The organism is Massilia sp. BGA-UO-ETr-WB1 (genome assembly GCF_059567845.1).
In genome coordinates this window covers 1,357,700-1,379,046 of record NZ_JCAQOT010000027.1, presented here as the reverse complement: position 1 = coordinate 1,379,046, position 21,347 = coordinate 1,357,700, and the positions used below count along the sequence as shown (strand labels likewise).

General features: G+C 65.6%; 13 protein-coding genes. 4 read left to right on the top strand and 9 right to left on the bottom strand.

From position 1 onward, the window contains the following. Positions 1 to 111 precede the first annotated feature (111 nt). Both AC56DV_RS32760 and AC56DV_RS32755 read left to right on the top strand, forming a co-directional pair. Positions 112 to 1,029 carry an MBL fold metallo-hydrolase gene (locus AC56DV_RS32760; RefSeq protein WP_496318378.1) on the top strand — a complete coding sequence of 306 codons (918 nt, stop codon included), beginning with the start codon at positions 112 to 114 and terminating at the stop codon, positions 1,027 to 1,029. Positions 1,030 to 1,136: 107 nt separating this feature from the next. Next, positions 1,137 to 1,910, top strand: coding sequence for a hypothetical protein (locus tag AC56DV_RS32755; RefSeq protein WP_496318377.1), 774 nt, complete (start codon positions 1,137 to 1,139; stop codon positions 1,908 to 1,910). A gap of 10 nt (positions 1,911 to 1,920) precedes the next feature. On the opposite strand, the gene AC56DV_RS32750 is transcribed toward AC56DV_RS32755, so the two are convergent. The 5 genes from AC56DV_RS32750 to pelA form a co-directional block, all read right to left on the bottom strand. Beyond that, positions 1,921 to 2,283 (bottom strand): cupin domain-containing protein, encoded by a 363-nt coding sequence (locus AC56DV_RS32750; RefSeq protein ID WP_496318376.1) that lies wholly within the window; start codon positions 2,281 to 2,283, stop codon positions 1,921 to 1,923. 133 nt (positions 2,284 to 2,416) lie between these two features. Then, a complete protein-coding gene (locus tag AC56DV_RS32745) occupies positions 2,417 to 5,410 on the bottom strand; it encodes a TonB-dependent receptor (protein ID WP_496318375.1) in 2,994 nt (997 codons plus the stop codon). A 25-nt stretch (positions 5,411 to 5,435) separates the two neighbouring features. After that, on the bottom strand, positions 5,436 to 6,815 hold the full coding sequence (locus AC56DV_RS32740) for an oligogalacturonate lyase family protein (protein ID WP_496318374.1): 1,380 nt from the start codon (positions 6,813 to 6,815) through the stop codon (positions 5,436 to 5,438). Beyond that, the gene (locus AC56DV_RS32735) at positions 6,812 to 8,242 is read right to left on the bottom strand and encodes a glycoside hydrolase family 88/105 protein (protein WP_496318373.1); all 1,431 of its coding nucleotides are present in this window, start codon (positions 8,240 to 8,242) and stop codon (positions 6,812 to 6,814) included. Before AC56DV_RS32735 ends, AC56DV_RS32740 begins: the two co-directional genes overlap by 4 nt. Continuing rightward, complete coding sequence (gene pelA, locus AC56DV_RS32730) at positions 8,239 to 10,875, bottom strand: pectate lyase (protein ID WP_496318372.1); 2,637 nt, start codon at positions 10,873 to 10,875, stop codon at positions 8,239 to 8,241. Before pelA ends, AC56DV_RS32735 begins: the two co-directional genes overlap by 4 nt. Positions 10,876 to 11,107: 232 nt before the next feature. On the opposite strand from pelA, the gene AC56DV_RS32725 reads away from it, so the two are divergent. Further along, on the top strand, positions 11,108 to 13,396 hold the full coding sequence (locus AC56DV_RS32725; protein ID WP_496318371.1) for a hypothetical protein: 2,289 nt from the start codon (positions 11,108 to 11,110) through the stop codon (positions 13,394 to 13,396). On the opposite strand, the gene AC56DV_RS32720 is transcribed toward AC56DV_RS32725, so the two are convergent. The 4 genes from AC56DV_RS32720 to AC56DV_RS32705 all read right to left on the bottom strand — a co-directional run bounded on the left by AC56DV_RS32720 (position 13,388) and on the right by AC56DV_RS32705 (position 20,788). Then, positions 13,388 to 15,181, bottom strand: a complete 1,794-nt coding sequence (locus tag AC56DV_RS32720) for a glycoside hydrolase family 28 protein (RefSeq protein ID WP_496318370.1) — start codon at positions 15,179 to 15,181, stop codon at positions 13,388 to 13,390. The genes AC56DV_RS32725 and AC56DV_RS32720 overlap by 9 nt on opposite strands. 5 nt (positions 15,182 to 15,186) lie before the next feature. Further along, positions 15,187 to 18,762 carry a TonB-dependent receptor gene (locus tag AC56DV_RS32715; RefSeq protein ID WP_496318369.1) on the bottom strand — a complete coding sequence of 1,192 codons (3,576 nt, stop codon included), beginning with the start codon at positions 18,760 to 18,762 and terminating at the stop codon, positions 15,187 to 15,189. A 495-nt stretch (positions 18,763 to 19,257) separates the two neighbouring features. Next, positions 19,258 to 20,205 (bottom strand): FecR family protein, encoded by a 948-nt coding sequence (locus tag AC56DV_RS32710; RefSeq protein ID WP_496318368.1) that lies wholly within the window; start codon positions 20,203 to 20,205, stop codon positions 19,258 to 19,260. Continuing rightward, entirely contained in the window at positions 20,192 to 20,788 is a 597-nt protein-coding gene (locus AC56DV_RS32705; protein ID WP_496318367.1) for an RNA polymerase sigma factor, read from the bottom strand. The genes AC56DV_RS32710 and AC56DV_RS32705 overlap by 14 nt, the downstream gene beginning before the upstream one ends. Before the next feature lie 259 nt (positions 20,789 to 21,047). Here AC56DV_RS32705 and AC56DV_RS32700 point away from each other — a divergent pair, with 259 nt between their 5' ends. Next, positions 21,048 to 21,347, top strand: a complete 300-nt coding sequence (locus tag AC56DV_RS32700) for a YciI family protein (protein WP_496318366.1) — start codon at positions 21,048 to 21,050, stop codon at positions 21,345 to 21,347.

The window sequence follows — 21,347 nt, the reverse complement described above, 5'->3', positions numbered from 1 at the left end:
TGCATGCCTACCGCCGCGCGCGCTTCAACTCTACGATGAGACCTACCACTTGCTGCCAGTCGCCCGACTGGTTTGTCCGGGCAACCGGGCTGTCTTTTTGGAGGTCTCATTATGTTTGCCATTGATAACGCCTTGTCCCAAGGTACGCAGAAGCCCAGCGAACTGGTGCCGTCCCGCTACGCGCTGCAGGTCGGCGAGATAGACGTGCTGATCGTCAGCGACGGCGTGCTGCCGCTGCCCACCGCGACCATGGCCACCAATGCCACGCCGGACGATCTGGCGAACTGGCTGGACTACATGTTCATGCCGCGCGACGCGTTCGACTGGCCGCTGAACGTGATGGTGGCACGCAGCGGCGGGCAGACCATCCTGGTCGATACGGGGTTGGGTTCGCAATTCTCGGGCTTCCCGCGCGCGGGGCAGTTCCCGCAGCGGCTGAAGGCTGCCGGCATCGCGCTGAACACCGTGACCGACGTGATCATTACCCACATGCACATGGACCATGTGGGCGGCCTGCTGGCCGAAGGCGTGAAGGAGCAGCTGCGTCCTGACGTGCGCATCCACGTTGCCGCCGCCGAAGTCGAATTCTGGGACGCGCCCGATTTCACCCGGACGGCCATGCCAACCCCGGTGCCGGCCGTGCTGCGCTCGACCGCGGCCAGCTTCCTGAAGGAATACCGCGGCAACCTGCGGATTTTCAAAGACCGGTACGAGGTTGCGCCAGGGGTGGTGGTGCGCCTCACCGGCGGCCACACGCCGGGGCATAGCGTGGTCGACTTGACGTCGGAAGGCGAGCGGCTGACCTTCGCCGGCGACGCCATGTTCCCGGTCGCCTTCGACCATCCGGAATGGCAAAACGGCTTCGAACATGATCCCGAGGAATCGACCCGCGTGCGGATCGGCCTGTTCCGCGAACTGGCGGAGAATGGCGGACTGCTGGTGGCGTCCCACCTGCCGTTCCCATCGGTCGGCCGGGTGGCCGTGGACGGCGGCGCCTTCCGTTATGTGCCGGTGATCTGGGATTTTTAACCGCTTGTCGCTGGCCGCGTCGCTGTCACTTGTCGCGTCAGCGATGCGGCGGCGGCCGAATTGTTGTTGTTGGCCTTGCACATTATCAAGAAAGATTGGAAGATGGCATGGCGTGCCAGGAAGCGGGCCGCCTGCCATTAACCATCATTGCGGAGAGCGCTTCCTGGTACAAAGAATCTTGTGAGAACAATACCGGAGCCCAGCGCGTGAATAAGACCAAAGAACAATTACTGGCGATTATGGCCGATGACAAAGTCGCCTATGTAATCGAAGGGAAAGAAGCCTACATCAAGCTTGCCAAAAACCAATACAACACGATCCAGACGTCGGTTGTGGAAGGCGTGGAAGAGCTCGATATCGAAGGCGACAAGAAGAGAACGCTGTGGTGGGTGGATCTCGCCATGTGGCCGCACCTCGCCGACGGCATCCTCCAGCAATTCAAGGACGAACCCCTGGCCAAGCCCGACGTCAGCATGCTGTGGAATCCCCGGCGCTCGGTGAGCCACAAGATCATTGACAATGGGGCCCAGTCGGCCAAGCTGCAATCGATCACCGTCATGGGTGGCCGCGTCCTGTCGCTGGAGACCAACATGACGGTGGGCGGCGCCGCTGGCGGGATCCAGAAACTGGCCACAGCCATCTATACGGAATTCGCGGGTTCCTATGAGCTGACGCAAGCCGATCCGCGCCACATCGGCACCCACCGCGACCAGACCCTTCCTCCGCAGCACAAGCACATCGTGAAACGGGGCGGAGGGGAGTGGAGCGCCGACGATGTCGACACCGTGTACGCCCTGGCGATGAGCCTGGGGCTGACGGAGTGGGATCCTGTTTTCGGCGCCAAGCACAAAAAAGTGCGCGATCTTTCCAAGAAAGCGTAAGCCTGCCGCGTCAGCCCTTGCGGTCGACAATCACGTAGTGCTTCTTTACCGGTTCAAGCACTTCGAACACGCCCCGGAAGCCGGCCGGGATCACCAGCGCCGAGCCCGGGCCGGCCTCGACGGCATGGCCCTGCTCGTCGATCAGGCGGCAGCGGCCCTCGGTGACGAAGAAAAACTCATCTTTTCCTTCGGCGAAGGCGATGCGCCAGCTGCCCACCTCGCACGCCCAAATCCCCGCCGCCATGTCGCCGCCCGCGCTGGTGAAATGGTTCCAGGTTGTGCGCGCAGGATTGCCCTGCAGGCGGCGCTCCTCGCGCGGATGGTCGTATTCAGGCAGCGGCGTCTGGGCGCTGAAATCGGTAATGGCTGGCATGTCGGACAAGCGGAAAAGTGAAGACCCCGCGATTGTACCTGCGCCGCCAAACCCTGCCGCCGCAAAAAAAAAGACGCGGGACCAAGCCCGCGTCAAAACACCGCAGAGACATTCAGTGCGTGGACGGCTGCGTTCAGAACTTGTAGTTCGCCCCCAGCACGTAGGACCGGCCGGATTTCCCGTACAGCAGCGTGTCGTCACGCTCCGTGTCTTTGCCGTAGCGCAGCGGCTCGTCGGTCAGGTTCTGCGCCTCGAACGACACGCGCAGCTGCGGCGTGACGTTGTACGACATCGACAGCCCGACCTTGGTGGACGGGTCGGCGAACGAGTGGTCGCTGCCGTTGGCGTTGCGCAGCACGTCGCGGATGAAGCTGGAACGGTGCGTGGCCGACACGCGCGCGCTGAACTTTTTGTCCTCGTAGTAGACCGTCAGGTTGTAGGCGTTGGGCGACAGGCCGATGAAGTTGGCCTCCTCGGTCAGCTGCTCGTTGGCCGGCGTGCGCGGATTGTCCACGCGCGTGATGTAGGTGATCCGGGACTTGACCTTGGTGTAGTTGGCCAGCGCGCCGAAATTGCTCCACGCGCCAGGCAGGAAGGTGAACGGCAGCTGCCAGTTGACCTCCAGGCCGTCCAGCGGGCCGCCCTTGGTGTTGACCATCTGGCTCACGCTGACCTGCGTGTTCGGCTGGATCTGGCAGGCCGGCGTGCCGCCGGTGATGGAGCAGCCGGTGGCGGTCAGGTAGGAGTTGGACAGGCCGGTCTCGGCATACGTCATCAGCTCGTTGGTGCGCTGGATGAAGGTCTTGATGTTTTTGTGGAACACGCCCACCGAGAACATCGCGTTCTTCGCGTAGTACCACTCGGCCTGCAGGTCGAAGGTGTTGGCGCGGATCGGATCGAGCGTTGGATTGCCGATCGAGACCGATTGGCCGGTCAGGTTGATGGATGCCGATGGCGCCAGGTCCACGTATTCCGCGCGCGACAGGGTTTTGCCGGCCGAGAAGCGCACCAGCAGGTCTTTCGGCAGCGTGGCCGTGACGTTGAACGCCGGCAGCCAGTCGCGATAGGTGTGCTCGACCACGCGCGGCACCAGCTGGCCGGCGGGGTCCTTGATCAGCTGCATGGCGGTGGTGGTGGTCTCGGCGCCGCGCACGCCCAGGTTGCCGCGCAGCGGCAAGCCCCATGCGTTGACCTTGAAGTCGCCCGACAGGTACAGCGCGTCGATCTTCTCGTCCACCTGGCGTTTCACCTGGTTGGCCAGCACGTATTCCGACAGCGGCACCGCGCTGCAGTGGCACTCCGTGTTGTACACGGACTGGAACTTGTCCATGTCCACCGCCGCCCACGACGACGGCACGCCGGCGCCCAGGCCGCTGCCGAAGCCGGAGATCTGGCGCGTGAGGCTGGCCAGCGAGACGCCGGCAGGCAGGCCCTGGGTCGGGATGCCGCCGGACGCCACCTCGTAGTTGAACCAGCTGTTCCTGCGCGCCGACAGGCCGGTGCGCAGGGTGAGGTTGTCGGTCAGCTCGTAGCTGGCGTTCACGGAGTTGGTTTTCAGCCGGTTCGAGGTGCGCAGGTAGCGGCCGACGAAGTTGCCGTGCACGGTGCCGTTGGCCTCCTGCGGGCCGAACGAGAAGTTGTTCGGGTTGCTCACGTCCATGCCGAAGTCCAGTGCCGGCACGCCGCCCTTGGAGAAGTCCCAGGTGAAGCCGTTGACGTTGGGCGCGTCGATCTGCACGGTGGCGCGGTGCGGGTTGCTCAGGCGTGAATCGGACACGCCGAGCATCACGTCGACCACCAGGCGGTCGGTCACGTCGCGCTTGGCCGACAGCACGCCCTGCTTGAACAGGGTGGTGTACTCGTCCACCAGGCCTTCGCTGCGGATGTCGACGCCGTCGAATTTGCCGTAGGTCCAGCTGCCGTTCTCGTTGAACTTGGCGTCCACGATGGAGGTCTGGCCCTTGCCGTTTTCAACCATGTCGCGGCCGAAGGAGATGGCCTGGATGTAGTTGTCGTAGCGCTTGTTGCTGTAGCGGCCGCCCATCAGGTCCAGATTCAGTTCGGTGGCGCGGTCGGGGCGCCATTGCAGGGTGCCGGTCAGGCCGGTGCGGTCGTATTCGGTCTGCGAGCGGCGGTAGCGCGGAATGCGCGGATGGAAGGCGCCCGAGCTGCCCAGCGGCGCTGCCACGGTGCCGCCGAAATCGTCCTTGCGGCCCATGATCTCGTAGTAGACGGCCAGGTTGCCGGAGCGCGGCACGCCGAAGCCGCAGTTCTGCGCATCGATGCCCTTGGCGGGGTTGTTGAGCGGGTACTGGGTGGCGGCGCCGATAGGCGAGCAGAAGCCGCCGTTGACGGAGCCGGCGATGTTGTCCACCGATTCGTAGCCTTCCTCGATGGCGCTGCGCTTGGCGTAGGCCAGCGCCACCAGCGCGCCCACTTTGCCGATCGGCGTGTCCCAGCGGTTCGAGTACAGGGCCGTGAGGCGCGGCTGGGTCTTCTTCGAAACGGTGTTGTACAGGCCCTGGCCGCCAATGCTGGCGGTCTCGCCCTTGAAGTCGAACGGGCGCGCGGTGCGCAGGTCGACCGTGGCGCCCAGCGAGCCTTCTTCGATCCCCGCCTCGGAGGTCTTGCGCACCGCCAGGCTGTTGAACAGTTCGGCCGCGAAGACGCTGAAGTCGAACGCGCGGCCACGGTTGGTGCTGCCGTTGATGTCCGACGCGCCGGTGGCCGTGGTGCCTTCGATGCCGTTGATGCGCACCCGGGTAAAGCCGGCGTTCAGGCCGCGCACGGTAATCTGCTTGCCTTCGCCGCCGTCGCCCTGCGCCACGGACACGCCGGGCACGCGCTGCATGGATTCGGCCAGGTTCGCGTCCGGGAATTTGGAAATGTCCTCGGCCTTGATCACGTCGATGATGCCGTCCGAGTTCTTCTTGATGTTCAGCGCATTGTTCAGGCTTTCGCGGAAGCCGGTGACCACCACCGTGTTCTCCGCCGCCGCCGCCTCCGTGCCGGCCCGCTGCGCCTGGGCCTGGGCCTGCGTGGCCCCCACCAGGGCCATCACGCCCAGCGCTATCTGCCGCAGCCTGGCGTGTGGAATGCCTGCCCTTGGGCGTATTGCTTGCTTCATCTTGTCTCCTGTTGTTGTAGTTGAATCAGATACCTGCCTCGACGGCATAGACGTGGTTCGCGCCATGCATGTTCGAGGCGAACACCAGCCACTTGCCGTCCGGCGTGAAGCGCAGGTTCGGCTCAAGGCGGTAGTCGTGCGCCGACATGTCGACCAGCCGCGTCGACTTGAACTTCTCGATGGTGATGAGCTTTTCATCGTAGGACTCCAGGTCGGCGTCCACGATGGGCTCCGCCTGCAGCAGCGAGATCCATTTGCCGTCCGGGGCATGGGCGACCATGTCGAAGTCGCCGCCGTCGCTGGCGAAGGTCTTGTTGTCCGGGGCGATATTGAAATGCACGCCCCAGTCGTTCTGCTCCACGCGCTTCCATACGCGCTTGCCGGTGGCCAGTTCCAGGCCGGCCACCCAGAACACCTGGCCGCGCGGGGTCTGCAGGTCGTACCACAGCCACTTGCCGTCATGGCTGAAGAATTCGTGGCCCCAGATCTCCATGTTCATGGTGCGGGCGTGCGCGCTGCGCAGGCCGCTGCCGTCGGCCTTGATCAGCTTGATGCGGTCCACCCGGTGCCACGGGCCTTCCATGCAGAAGCGGATCAGGTTCGGATCGGCCGGCGAAAACTGCGCGTGGCCGATCCATTCCTCGGTCTTGTACAGCACCTTGCGCGCGCCGGTCTTGATGTCGATGGTGAACAGTTCCGCCGGCACGCGCGCGGCCCAGCGCTCCAGCATGCGCACGCCCTTGGCCTTGGCGAAGTTGAGCGGCTTGCCGTCCGGGCCCAGGGCCGCGTATTCGGTGGTGCCGAACGTGGCGATGCTGGCGGCGTCCTTGGGCTGCAGCGGCTTGGCGCCGTAAGCCACGGTGCCGATCAGCAGGGTGTCGTCGGCATTGGAGCCGTTGATGCCGCCGGCCTCGATGCGCGCCAGCTTGCGCACCTTTTTCGTGTCCACGTGGATGGCGTAGTAGGTCTTGGGGCGCTGCGCGGCTTCGCCTTCGCCGGGATCGGTGACGGCGTAGACCGCCTCGCGCGTGGTGCGCAGCATGAACAGCAGCTCGTTCTCTTTGCCCTTGATCAGCAGGCTGGTTTTCCAGTCCTTCAGCCGCACGGCGGCAATCCCGGACGGGGATTTGATGACCATGACGTCGCCTTCGGGCGTATAGGCGTTGCGGTAGAAGTACAGCACGCCGGAGGCGTCTTCGTCCGAAATGCGGACGATGCGGCGGCCGGTCTTCGGGTCGGTCCAGGACTTGGGGGCGGGGCCGGCCGGCGGCGCCGGTGTGGGCTGCGGCGATGGCGGCTGGGTCTGCGTCTGCGATTGGCTTTGCGCGGATGGCGCCATCAGCGGAAGCAGGGTGGATGCGGCCAGTAGGCTTTTCAGTGCGGTGCGGCGGCTTGCTTGCGTCATTGCGGTTTCCTTGCTGGGTCGTAGGACAGGGCGCGGGTGGCACGCATCTCCTGTTCGCGGCGGGCTTTTTCCGCCTCGCCGACCACGGTCTTCGGTGCGATGGGTTGCGGCGTGGTGGCCTGGATGGTGGCTTCGTCGTCGCGGGTGATGGCGGGTTCGGGCAGGGCTTGCGCCGGGCCGTGCAGGCCGATCACTTCCAGGCCGGCCAGCAGGTAGGCGCCGGTGGCGTAGGGCCCGACATCGCCGGCCTTGGTCGGCACGGGGCGGTCGCCGGTCTTCTGCGCCGCGCCGATCAGGCCATTGGGAAGCACATGGCGGTTCAGCGCCGCCCAGCCCTTGGTCACGGCGGGCTGGTAGGCCTCGCGGTCCAGCAGGCCGTGGTTGATGCCCCAGGCCAGCGCGTACACGAAGAAGCCCGAGCCCGAGGTTTCGGGTTCGGGGAAGTTCTTCGGGTCATTCAAGTCGCTGCGCCACAGGCCGTCGGGCTGCTGCAGTTCGAGGATGCGGCCGGCCATTTTCTTGAAGATGCCGGTATAGAAATCGCGGCCCTCGAAATTGGCGGGCATCGCTTCCAGCGTACGCGCCAGGCCGCCCATGACCCAGCCGTTGCCGCGCGCCCAGTAGATGGACTTGCCGCCGGCGCCCAGGTGGTCCTTGTCTTTGAAGCGCTCGTCGCGCAGGAACAGGCGGTCCTTCTCAACCCATAGCCGGGCGGCGGTGCGCCGCCATTCCTTGTCCATGGCGCGGATGTACTGGGGATCGCCGGTCAGGGCCGAATGGCGCGCCAGCACCGGCGGGGCCATGAACAGGGCGTCGCACCACCACCAGATCAGGGCTTCGGTTTCCTGCGGGCGGTTCAGGTGCGGCAGCATGAAGTCGAGCCGCTGCCGCAGCGGCATGATCACGCCCTGCTGGCCACGGCGGGCATACAGTTCCTGGTACAGGTCGCCGATGGCCAGTTCGTCGGCATTGAGCAGCAGGCGGTCGGCCCGTGCGCCGCGCAAGGCGTAGTTGTAGTGTTCAGCGGTGGCGGTGAGGAAGCGCAGCGTGTCCTTGTTGGCGGAGACGCGCGCCAGCCGCGCCGCGCCGACATAGAAGGTGGCGGCCACCCAGTTGGAGGAAATTTCGGCCAGGTTGGAACCGGTCGACAGCTGGATCGGATGCCGGCTCATGTCGGCGACCTGCGAGGCGGACACGTATTCCAGCGCCGCCAGAACGGCCGGGCGCGAAGGCAGTTTGTCCGGCACGAAGGCCATGTCGGGGCGTGGCGGCGGGGTAAGCCAGCTGGCCTCGATGCCGGCCACGGGTGGCTGGCCGTTTTGCGGCGCGTCGGCGGCGAACGACGGCAGCGCCTGCGCGAGCAGGCCGGATAGGCCAAGCATGGCGAAGGACAGGGTGCCTTTTCGTGTGGAAGCTGATCGGGTCATGGGGCCGCCGCAATCTGGATGTTGTCCGCGTTTTCCAGCGCGATGGGCTGCCCGTTGCGGCCGGCGATGCGGCTGCGCGTGATCTGCACGTTGCGGGCATGGCGGATGGCTCCGGCCGCTTCCGCTTCCAGGTCGACTTCGTCGATGTGGATATTCTGCAGCGGCGCGTCCGCGTAGGCTTCCAGCTCCAACGCCGTCTTCAGACCCTTGGCCGTGACGCGGCTGATGCGGATGTCGCGTACCTGCGGCAGGCCTTTTTCGCGCGGCACCTGCGCGGTCAGGGTCTTCCAGTAGGTTGGGGCGTCCTTCACGTTGTCCGGAATCTTCGCGTAGCTGTAGGCTGGAAACCAGTTGAGATTGATGCGGATGCCGGTTTCGGCCTGTTCCACGGCGATGTCGTGGATGTCGATGTCCGAAGCCCCGCCGCCGCGCGTGGCGGCCGACTTGAACAGGATGCCGTAGCGTACCGGCCCCACCACTTTCAGGTTGTGAACCCGCACCTTGCGGATGCCGCCGGAGGTTTCCGAGCCAAAAGTCACGCCGGCATAGGCCGAACGCACGGTGGAATTGCGGATGACGACATTCTCGGTCGGCCGGTTCACGCGCAGGCCGTCGGCGTCGCGCCCGGCCTTCAGGCACAGGGCGTCGTCATTGGCGTCGATGTCGGCGTTCTCCACCAGCACCGTGTGCGAGGAGTCGATGTCCACGCCGTCGGTGGATGGCCCCTTGCCGTCGATGTTGTTGCGCACGGCGATGCCGGACACTTTCACGTCGTGCGAGTAGACCACCTGCACGGTCCAGAAGCCCGAGCGCATCAGCTGCAGGGGTTCGGCCTGCGGCCCGTTGCCCAGTTCAATGCGGCTGGAATTGTAGATCTGGATCAGGCGCGGGCGCTGCGCGTCGTAGTCGGCGGCCCAGCGCAGGCCGCGCGCTTCGTAGTCGTAGCGGATCGATTGAAAGCGGTCCCAGAAGACCTTGCCGTTGCCGTCGATGGAGCCTTCGCCATAAATCTTGACGTCGCTCTGTTCGTAGACATTGAGCAGCGCCGACGGCCAGGCCAGCTCGATGCCGGCGATCCGCGTCGGCATCACCGGATAGGCCTTGATGTCCTGCGCGCCGGCCAGCTTCACGCCCTTGTCCAGGAGCAGCGCCATGCCGGACTTCAGGAACAGCGCGCCGGTAAGGTAGGTGCCGGGTTTCAGCACCAGCGTGGCCTTGCGCGCCGCCGTGGCGTCGATGGCCTTCTGCAGCGCCGCCGTGTCGTTGCTCACGCCGTCGCCCTTGGCGCCGAAGGCTTCGGCCTGCACGATCACGCTGGACAGGCCGCGCGGCGCGGCGATGGCAATGTCGGAGGCCGCCTTCGAGTAGGCGTCGATCGCCTTCTGCGGCGCCGAGTTGTACCAGGAGTAGCCGTTGCGGCGCCCCTTGGAGATATTGTTGACATCATCCTGGATCGACTTGTCCCAGTCGCCGAAGATAGGCTTGCCGGTCTGGATGTCGTAGTTGCGCGACCAGATCGGGCCCGCGCCCGGCTTGTCCACCAGCTTGCGGCCTTCCTCGTCGCTCACCTTGGTGAATGCCTTGCCGTAGATGGCGTGCGCCTTCAGCCACGCGATGCCGGCGTCGATCGCGGCCTTGATCTCGGGCGTCTGTTTGGGCTGGCGCATCAGGAACAGCAGCACTTCGCTGCTTTCCGCGCTGGCCAGCGAGCGCATCTCGTAATTGCGCGCCGAGATGGGCTGCAGCGTAATGGCGTCCACCTGCTGCGGCCAGACGGTCTTCTTACCGTCGACGACAACCTGCGCGTCCAGGATAGGCTTGATGGCGCGGGCGCTGGCGGCGCCGGCCTGCTCGCGCATGTCCCTGGTCACGAAGGCGAAGTCGGCGTGGCCTTCGGCGACATCTTCGAGGATCATGGCCGCTTCGGCCACCGCGTTGTCGTTGAACGTGATGCCGTCGTGGAAACCGCCTTCCAGCGGGTAGTTCTGCGGCCAGCCGCCGTTGGGATACTGCGCCATCAGCAGGTATTTGATGGCCTTGACGATGCTGGCGCGGTAGGCGTCGCCGTCCTTGCCGGGTAACTGTGCCTGGACGCGGCCCAGGAAGCGCATCTCGGTGGTGGTGGCGCCGTTGTCCAGTGAGCCCACGAAGGTCCAGAAGCGGTCGCGCGGGGCGTCGAAACTGCCGGTGTTGAGCTGCATGGTTTCGGCATCGTTGGCAAAACGCTGTCCGCGCAGGCGCGGAGGCTTAGTGCGGTCCTGGTTCTTGCTCCAGCCGCCCGAGGGCGTCTGGAAGCTGACGATGGTGTCGGCGATGGCGCGGGCTTCGGCCGAGGTGTACCATGCGGCGTCTTTCGTCAGCGGCATTTTGCCGCTGCCTGCCACCGGCGGTGGCGGCGGGATTTCTCCGGGCTGGAGTTCGGCGGCCAGGCTGTCGCGGTCGAACCGCTCCTGCTTCTGCGAGCGGGCGATATAGTCGGCCCATACGGCGCGCTGCGCGGCTGGCAGCTCGCCGAGCCGCGCCAGGCTCACTTCGGGGGCCGGGGTGTTGGCGCCGACTACCGCGCTGAACGCCGGCGCGGCGAGCGCAAGGCACATGGCGCCGATTACGCCCGTCCTGTTGGAAAATCTCATCCTGTCTCCTTCATCTTGTTTTGCCGGGCGCATGCTGCCCCGTTACTACTAAAGACTAGCGAAGACGAAGCTTCCTCAAGCAAAACCGCAAACACGCAAAAACATGATTAATTGGGCTGCGCCGGCGTATAAACCTTCACTTCCGGTTGTGCCGTATGGTTGAATGACCAGCCCTGAATCGATCATCAAGGCCTGTCACATGCGTCCGATTTCCCTTTCCCGCCGCCGTCTCATGTTCACCGCCGCGGCGGCCGGCGCGGCGCTGGCCCTGCCGGCCGGCGCCGGCGCTGCGGGCCGCCGCGATGAGCGGGGGGAGCGCATCGACCGTATCGACCGCCAGGCGCTGGTCAGCAGGCACAATCCGGTCCTGACCGAGGTTGACCCGTCCGCGCCGCTCATGCTGGGCAACGGCAGTATCGGCTTCACGGCGGACATCACCGGCCTGCAGACCTTCACCGAGCCATACAGCAAAATCGCGCCGCTACTGACGCAGGCGCAGTGGGCCTGGCACAGCTTCCCCAACCCGGAGGGCTACACGGTGCGCGACACCCAGGTAGACATCGACGTGCGCGGCCACACGCGCCGCTACGGCTACATCAAGGACTGGGCCGACGCGGCAAAGAACCCGGCGGTAGCCTGGATACGCGAGAACCCGCACCGTTTTTCGCTGGGCCGCGTGTCGCTGGATCTGCGCGCAAAAGACGGTTCGCCGGCGCGCTTCGCCGACATCCGGAAGGCGCGCCAGACGCTGGACATGTGGCGCGGGACGCTGACCAGCCGCTTCGTCTATGACGGCGAGGCGGTCACAGTGGTCACCCGCGTGCTGCCCGGGCAGGACACCATCATGGCCGAGGTGAGTTCCGCGCTGATAGGGCAGGAACGGCTGCGCGTCGCGGTGCGCTTCCCCGGCGTGTCCAAAAACCTCAATCCCGATCCGTCTGACTGGGCCAATCACGGCGCGCACACCACGACCGAGCTGCCACGCGTGGACAGTGAGGTGCGCTTGCAGCGCCGCATTGACGGGACTGTCTACCACGTCGCCATCGCAGCGCCGGGCTCGGGAATCGAGAAGACGGACACCCACGCCTACCGGATCGGCGCCAAAGGGAACACGCTGGCGGTCATGGTGCAGTTCTCGCCGGAGCCCGCCGCCACCATGCCCGGCCCAAGGGCGGCGGCGGGGTGGACCACGCGCCACTGGATCAACTACTGGGCTCAGGGCGGCATGGTCGACTTCTCGGGTTCCACCGATCCGCGCGCCGTGGAACTGGAGCGCCGCGTGATCCTGTCGCAATACCTGATGAAGGTGAACGCCGCCGGCAGCTTTGCGCCGCAGGAGGAGGGCCTGTTCTCCAACAGCTGGAACGGCAAGTCGCACCTGGAGATGCACCCCTGGCACGCGGCGCACTTCGCGCTGTGGGGCAGGCCGCAGCTGCTGGAGAAGAGCCTGGGCTGGTACGTCGGCTTCCTGCCGAAGGCGAAGGCGCGCGCCGTGGAACAGGGGCTGAAAGGCGCCTGGTGGCCCAAGATGATAGGCCCGGACGGCGTGGACAGCCCGTCCAAGGTCTCGCCCTTCATCATGTGGCAGCAGCCGCACCCCGTCTACATGAGCGAGCTGCTGTACCGGGCCGGCGGCGGCGAAGGCGGCAAGCGGGTGCTGCAAGCCTATGGCGGGCTGGTGGAGGAAAGCGCGGCCCTGCTGGCGTCATACGCGCATCTGGATGAGCAGAGCGGCAAGATGCGTCTCGGCCCGCCCATCATCCCGGTGCAGGAGAATTTCCCACCGCTGGCCACCTTCGATCCGGCCTTCGAGCTGGCCTACTACCGCTGGGGCATCGAGACGGCGCAGGCCTGGCGCGAGCGCGCCGGCAAGGCCCGCCGCGCCGACTGGGACGCGGTGCTGGCCAAGTGGCCGGACCTGCCGCAGAAGGACGGCCTGTACCTGCCGGTGCGTTCCGAGCCCGGCTTCTGGGACAAGGCGGCCGGCGCGTGCAAGTCGAATGCGCTGGAGGAAGCCTGCCAGAACCGCGACCACATGTCCTTCCTGATGCCGCTGGGCTGGCTGCCCGGCCGCGACGTGGACAAGGCCACCATGCGCCGCACCTTCGACCGCATGAAGCGCGACTGGGACCTGCGCCAGACCTGGGGCTGGGATTACCCGATGATGGCCATGACAGCCACGCGGCTGAACGCGCCTGAGGAAGCCGTCAACTGGCTGTTCTTCGACGCCAGGAACAACAAGTTCGGCAAAAGCGGCATGACGCCGCGCGTGCACCTGGACGCCCACGCCGCCGCCTTCGTGCCCACGGCCACCGGCGCCAGCGCTGGCGCACAGGCTGAGGCAGGGCCGGATGGGCCGGGCTACCAGCGCGCGGCGGAGACCTATTTCCCTTCGAACGGCGGGCTGCTGCTGGCGGTGGCGCTGATGGCGGGCGGCTGGGACGGGCAGGCCGGCTCCGCCCCCGGCTTCCCCAAAACTGGCTGGAAGGTCAGGGCGGAAGGCATACTGCCGTCACTTTGACAGCGTTTCGGTGACGGTCTTGCCGTTGATTGTCACGTTCTTCAGAACGACGTTTTGCGCGTTGTGAAGGAAAACCGGTTGGCCGGCATTGCGCACCGTTCCAAAGTCGCAGCCGGTGAAGGAGATGTTCGTCACCGGCAGGATCGCGGTCCCCGCCTGGCCGTTGAAACTGGATGCGACCGGGCCGAGTATCAGCACCGCCTGGTAGCACGAGTACTCGCCGTCCGCCATTTTGACCGTCCCGGCCCGCAGGTTCGAGATGTGCACCTCCGACACGCTGGGTGGCCGGATGCGCACGCCGTCGTCGCCGGCGGCGTAGTTGCAGTCGATGGTGACGATGGCGCCGCCCCCGGTCGCCAGGCCCTTGAGCGGGTTGGCGGGGTCTTGCTTGCCGCGCCGGTCGCGCGCATCCACGCCGTTGGGCAGCTGCACCTCCCGCACGTACAGGTGGCGCAGGAAGCCGCCCCGGTTCATATTGGTCTTCAGCCGGATCGCGGTACCGAGCGGATCGGTGGCCCAGTGGGCGTTGCGGAACTCGATGTTCTGCGCGTACACGTACTCGATTCCGCCCGCCATTTCGCTGCCCAGCGTTACGCCGCCATGGCCGCTGTTCATGATGCAGTTCTGGATCACCACGTTGCGCGTTGGGCCGAACTGGGTGTCGCGGTTCTTGCCCGACTTGATGGCGATGCAGTCGTCGCCGGTATTGAAGGTGCAGCCGTCCACCAGCACGGTGTCGCAGGACTCGGGATCGAAACCGTCGTTGTTCGGTCCAACGCTCTCCATGTTGACCTTGCTGATGCGGACGTAGCGGCAGTTCACCGGGTGGTGCAGCCAGAACGGCGACGCGACGGCCTGGTAGCCTTCCAGCACCACGTCGCTGCAGCCGATGAACTCCACCAGGCAGGGCCGCAGGTGGTGGCCGATGCCGAACGCGCGCCGCGCCAGCGGCACTCCGGCTTCCGACAACGCCGGCAGGTAGCGGGTGTCGCCGTTCCAGCGCGGGTGCTCGCCCTGGATCAGTTTGCGCTGTTCCGCGTTCAGGCCCGGCGCCACCGCCTCCAGCGGCGGGTTGAGCGGATTGACGGTGGCGGCGGACACTTCGTCGCCCTTGCGGTCGACCCAGCCCCACCATGAGCCGCCGCCGGACTCGAACGGCACGCCGGCCTGGCCATTGAGCACGCCGCTCCAGTCCGCGCCGGTCAGGGCGATGTTGTACTGGTTGTAAGCGTACACCAGCGGTGAATAGTTCAACACGTCGTTGCCCTGCCAGCGCGAGACCACCAGCTTGCCGCGCTCGCCGCAGTCGATGTCGCCGTACTTCGCGTAGTCGAGCGGGTTGGCGCTGAAGTAGACCTGCGCGCCCGAGGCCAGGTGCACGTGGACGTTCGAGCGCAGCACGATGGGGCCTTTGCAGTACCAGTTCCCGGCCGGGATCAGCACACGCCCGCCGCCGGCCTGGTGGCAGGCGGCGATGGCCGCCGCGATGGCCGGGTAGCAGTCGTGCGATCCCGGCGCCGGGGTCTGCACTTCCCACTGCTGCTTGCGCCAGGTGGACTTTGCGGCCACCAGCCTGCTGGATTTGGCGCCGAAGGCCGTAATGGGGAAATCCTCCTTGCGGAAGTTGAGTGGCCTGGAGCAGCGCGCGGCGATGTCACTCGCGCGCTGCCAGGGATCGGTGCCGGCCCGCGCCCGCGAGAAGGGGGCGGCGGTGCCGGCGCTGGCCGCGAGCGCGCTGGCTTTGCGCAGGAACAGGCGGCGGTGCGGATGGGTGGCGTGGCTCATGGCGCTTACATGGTGCGGAAGTTGGCGCCGACCATGATGCGGCGGCCGGAGTAGTTCAGGTCCAGCAGGTTGGGCGTGCCGTCCGCGAACGGGGCGAACTGCGCCTGGCTGTTCGAGGTGGTGGCGTTGGCCAGGTTGCGGCCCTCGATGAAGAACTCCACGTTCGGCCGCCACCGGTACGACAGCTTGGCGTCGATGTAGCGGGTGGCGTCCTTGAAGTTCGGCGAGCCGGGGTTGTACGGGAAGCCCACCCGCACCGGCGCCGCGTTCGGGTAGTTGTTCACGCCCGCCGCGTTGCAGGAGGCGATGCAGGTGAAGGAGGCTGCCACCGCCTGCACCGCCACGCGCGCCGCCAGCCGGCCGTCGTCGTACCACAGCGCCCAGTTGTAGGTGTACTTGGATTCGCGCGCCGGCGGCAGCGGGGTGCCGGTCAGCAGGTCGACGATGTTTTCGTTGGAGGCCTTGGAGCGCTGCTTGCTGTAGTTGGCGTCAAAGCCGGTATAGCGCAGCACCGAAGGCAGGAAGGTGAAGGCGGTCTTGGTGGTCAGCTCCAGGCCAGTGCGGCTGGTGGCGGCGCCGTTCATCCAGGTGGAATAGTCGAACAGCACGTCCGCCAGCGGGATGCCGGTGGCCGGGTCGACCATGTCGGTGCCGGCGAACAGCGGCACCTGCGACACGCCCTGCGGGATCGCCGGCCCAACCTTGCCGCGCTGTTTGAAGACGGCTGCGCTGAACATGGTGTCGCGGTTGGGGTAGTATTCCAGCGCGATGTTCTGGTTCACGTTCTGCTGCGCCTTCAGCAGCGGATTGCCGATGGTGCCGGAGCAGCGCTGGAACACTTCGTTCTCGTCCTCGCGGCGCTCGTCGAAGGTGCAGGTGCCCGATGGCAGCAGGCGCGAGACCGGCGGCCGCGCCACCGTCTTGGCGATGTTGTAGCGCGCCACCACCTTGTCCGGCACCAGCCACATGGCCAGGTTCAGGCTGGGCAGGATATCGTTGGCGGTGGCCTCGGTGCGCGTGGCCTGCGAGACCCTGGTGGTGACGGTGCCGCCCGGCGCGTCCCGGTTGAACGGGTCGTAGGTGGGCGTCTTGGTGATGGCGACGAAGGTCATCATGCCGGTGCCCTCGACCTGGGTGCGCACGTAGCGCACGCCGACGTTGCCTTCCAGCTCCCAGCCGAAGGGCAGGGCGCGGCTAGTGAAGGGCACGCGGTCCACGCTGAAGTCGCCCATCAGGTAAAAGGCGGAGGTGCGTTCCTTGAGTTGCGCATAGGGCTGGTCGTAGACCTGGCCGTCGCTTGCCCTGCAGCGCTTCACGCAGTCGAAGTTGGCGTTTGGAATGCCGGTCAGCGCGAACACCTTTTCCACGTCGATCTGGGTCCAGTTGTCCATCAGGCCTTCCGGGCGGTCCTTGGCGCCGTGGAAGAACTGGGTGGGCGTGGCCTGCAGCACCATGGTTTGCTTCAGCAAATCCAGGAACTGCGGCATGGTCATGACGGCCGAGCTGTCGAAGGCCTGGCGGGTGTTGTCCTTCATGATCAGGCCGTACTGGCACTTGTTGCCGCCGGGGCCGAGCGAACCGGGCGTGTCCTGGCAGCCGTACAGCGTGCTGCGCAAGGTGGGCGAGGGCAGCACCAGCGGCGCCTTGTAGCCGGGCTGGCCGAAGGTGCCCACCGGGTCGCGCAGGATGTAGCCGCCGTTGTTGATGGTCCAGCTGTCGCTGCCGGTGTCGCGCAGGTTGAAGCCGGATTTCACGCGCTTGAGGAAGGGCACCGACTCCGGTATGGCGTAGCTCAGATCCAGCTTGGCGGTGCGCTCGCCGCTTTCGCGGATCTGCGGCTCCCACGTGACGTTCGGCGACGAGGTCACGGCCTGCTGCTGCGCCGCCGTGTAGGCCGGGATCGGCTTCGAATTGTAAGGGCCGGGATTGACCGCCGCGCTGGCGCCGTTCGGGTACAGCTGTGCGAAGCGGTCGAAGCTCTGCTCCTTGATCGGGTCCACGCCCGGGAAGGTATAGCCCCACAGCCCGTTCGACAGCAGCCTGGCGGTGGCCGGGCCGTAGTAGTCGATGAAGGACAGGCGCTTGGCGCCGCGCCGGAAGTCGGACCCTGCGTCGCCCACGAAGAACTCCGCCGTCAGCCCGCCGCGCTTGAAAGTGCCGCCCAGCTGCAGGTACTTCGCTGTGGTGAGACCGATGTCGTGCAGCTGGTCGGTGCGGGCCGCGCCGGCCAGGAAGGTGTACTGCGTTACGTGGTGCGCCGCATCCACGGTGACCGAGCCGGGCACCGTGTTCGGCTGGCCGTTGGCCATGGCCAGGTTGCCCAGGCTGTAGGCCAGCTGGTTGATGTCGTTGTGGCGCTTGTTGTAGCTGCCCTTGGCGTACACGGTCAGTTCGTCGTTCACCTTGAAGTCGGCGCGCAGGTCGAGGTTCTTGCGGCGGTCGATTTCGCGTTTGACCAGGTAGCGCGGGCCGGACGGCGTGTAGTCGTTCCACTGGTTCAGGCAGGTGGCCAGCTCGTTGTTGCGCTGGTTCTGCGCGGCGGTGCGGGCGGCCGACGAGATGGCGTTCAGCTGGGCGGCGCTGAGCGCCGGGAAGGCGGTGGCGCAGTCCGCCTTGGTGCGCGCGGCGGCAGAGCGGGTGACGATGTCGATCGGGCTGCCCGAGTTGAAGAAGCCGCCGCCCGTCAGCGGCGATTGCAGCAGCGGGTTGGTGGCCGCCATGTCGGCCGTGTTGACCGTGCCGGGCTGGAAGGTGAAGGTCTTTTCCGGCGAGTTGTCGAAGTCGTGCAGGCGGAAGTAGCCCTGGTTGCCGTTGCCTGCCGCCTGCGCCGAGTGGCCTTCGTTGAGCAGGGTGGTGGTGGAGGCGTTGAGCAGCAGGCCGAGGCGGCCGTCCAGGAATTTGTCGGCCAGGATCAGGTTCGCATCCGGCTCCCACTTCTTGTTCAGCGAATGCTGGGTGGCGCCCAGGCGCAGCGAGGCGAACGGCTTTTTGAAATCCAGGCCGGTGCGGGTCTTGATGATGATGCTGCCGCCCAGCGCGCCTTCGGTCATGTCGGCGGTAGAGCCTTTGACCACGTCCACGCTCTTGATCAGGTCCGCCGACAGCTGGCGGAACTCAACTGCGCGGCCATCGCCGCCGCCGTTCATATCGGAGCCGCCGGCCGACTGCACGCCTTGCCCGTCCAGTTCGACGCGCGTCAGCTCCGGACCGTTGCCGCGCACCGCAACGCTCACGCCTTCGCCGAATTCGCCCCGGTCGAGGGCGATGCCGGCCATGCGCGAAATGGCCTCGCCGATATTGCGGTCCGGGAGCGAACCCACGTCTTCCGCCACGATGGAGTCGATGGCGGTGGCGGCGTTTTTCTTGCGTTCGATGCTCGATTGCTGCGATGCGCGCGTGCCCACCACCAGCACCTGCTTCACTTCGTCCTTGGCCGCGCCGGCCGTTGCCGGCGGCGTCTTGGCATCTTGCGCGGCGGCCTGCGCCTGCGCGTCCGCCAGCGGCGCGCCCATCATCAGCACGGCGGCCGACACGGCGACACAGGTCGCCTTGCGCTGGCTGGGGGGAGTATTTTTCGTCATGTTCTGATCCGATATTTTCGAGTCGCTGGTTAGGTTTCCAGGTGACGCAGGTGTGCGCCTGAGTATCACCACGGTGCCGCTGGAGCCAACCCTGCCTACCAGATCGGTGCACATCAACAGCCTGTCCACCGCCTCGGAAATACCAAACGCGCCCGCCACCGCATTGGTGCTCACGCCGTCAAGAATCTCGGCCGACGTCAATATATTGATGCCGGCCTGCCGCGCGAACTCCGGAATCGAGTCCGTCGCAACGCCTGCCGGAATATTGAATGGCCGTGCCGATTCCTGCGCCGTGGACGTGCCAGCGTGAGCTGCCAGGCTGACGGCCAGCATGACGCCGGCCGCATTTGCGCAATGGTGCATAGAAAACATGCACATCTCCTCTTTCTGATTGGCGGAACTATGCTGCTCCGTTATGACTAAAGACTGCCGGCACAGGCAGCTTCCTCAAGCGGCCCGGATGGAAAACCTAAACACTCAGAAATATGATCGGACTTAGCGCAAGCCGCTGTCGTCGGCCTGCCCGATGAGTATCGTGTCCGCAGTGATGGTGATGGGGACGGCCAGCACGGTGCTGACGTCCCTGGCGAACAGCTCCGGCGCATCCAGCTTGTACTGGCCGAACAGGCGCTTGTCCGCCAGCGCCGCGTCGACGATGACGATCGTCTTCGGGCTGTAGCGGTTGAAGTCGGCGACGGCGTCGCTCAAGGTCTGGTTCTTCAGTATCAATTTACCCTCTCGCCATGCGAGCTTCCGGTTCACTTCGGCGGGCTGGCGGGTCACGGAAATGGCGCTTGCCTCCTGCTCCAGGTAAGCCCGTTCTCCAGCCGCCAGCTGGCGCCGTTGCGCGGTTCGGTCCTTGCTCCACACTTCGACGGTTCCCTCGGTCACCAGCACTTCCGTGCCGTGCTCAAAGCGGCGCACGGCGAACGCGGTACCCACGGCGCGGATGCGCGCGTCGCCGGCTTCGACGATAAAAGGTTTGGATTTGTCCTTGGCCACTTCAAACCACGCCTCGCCCCGCTGCAGATTGATCCTGCGCCGGGTCTGGGTGAATTCAACTTCCATCCGGCTGCTGCCGTTGATGGTGGCAATCGACTTGTCCTGCAGCGGCACTTTGCGGAACTCGCCTTTTGCCGTGGTCAGTACCTTGTCTTCCCGCAGGACGGAGAAGCTCAGCGTTCCCACAGCGGCGACGAGGCAGGCTGCCAGCGCGCCATGCTTCAGGAAGCTGCGCCGGGACGGGGGCGCCTCCATCGCGGGCGATTGGGGCACGGTGGCGAGGTTGATCGCGTTGTAAATCGCCATGGCGCGCACATACGCGCCCTTGTGCCGCGAGTCGGCCGCATACCACGCGTCGAACTGCGCGCTTTCCGCGTCGCTCAGGCCGCGCGCTATTTTGCGCGCCACCCACTCGAAGGCCTGGTTATCAATCTTTGACATTGTTTCTCTTGCCTGCACGTTTACGCGCGACGAATTGGACGCTCCCGGTTTCCTGCGTCACGCCATGCCTGGCAATCATCTCCGACATCAGCCGCATACCCTTCATCATTTCATGTTCCACCACGCCGTCGGTGAGGCCCAGCGTTTCCGCCGTCTCCTGCTGCGACAGGCCGTGTATCCGGCGCGCCCGGAACACGGTCTTGCAGCGGTCCGGCATGTTGGCCACCAGTCCGATCACCCATTTGAGCTCCGAGCGCGCGAAGACCACGCGCTCCGGGGACGGCGCCGTGTCTGCAATGTCCAGGTCGTCGAGATTGGCGATGGTTTCTATCTGGACCACCGAGTCGCGCTTGATGCGGTCGAGAACAATGTTCTTGGCCGCGCGGAACACGAAGGGCTTGGGATCGCGCACATGGTCCAGGCTGGGCATCGACAGGATGCGGTAGCAGGTTTCCTGCACCACGTCGTCGATCTCGGCCGGGCCCATGCAGACGCGGCGCAGCATCCTGCGCAATTCGGCCTCGTGAGGCAGGAAATTTATTGTCAGCCAGTCAACTACTTCGGTGTGCATAAGCTCGCTCATTCGTGCGTCCCCTAGTCCTTAAGACGAGCAGGCAAGCTTACTCCTCAACAATTCTTGATTGACCCTCCATTCAATCAATCGGATGAGCGTTTCACCTGCCTCGGTGCGCCGGACTTATGTTCTTGACATGCCTGGGACGATTGTCCCAATATCCAAGCTTGGACAACCGTCCTAACACGCTTGCCCATGCATTCCGTGACGGAAAGTTTGTTCGCAAGGAAGTCGCCACGTTGCGCAATTGGCTAAAAGGAGTCAACAATTGTTCGTCATAACACTGCGTTTTTCACACAACAAAGGCCAGGCGGCCCAGCACATGGATGGGCACAAGGCCTGGATCGGCAAGGGGCTGGCGGATGGGGTCTTCCTGCTGGCGGGCAGCCTTCAGCCGAGCGCCGGTGGCGCCATCATCGCGCACAACACATCGCTAACCGCGCTGCAGGAAAGGGTGGCGCTGGACCCGTTTGTAGCGGAAGGCGTGGTCAGCGCCGAGATCCTGGAAATCACGCCATCGTTGACCGATGAACGGTTGGCGTTTCTTAAAGCGCAGGAGCCGCGCTAG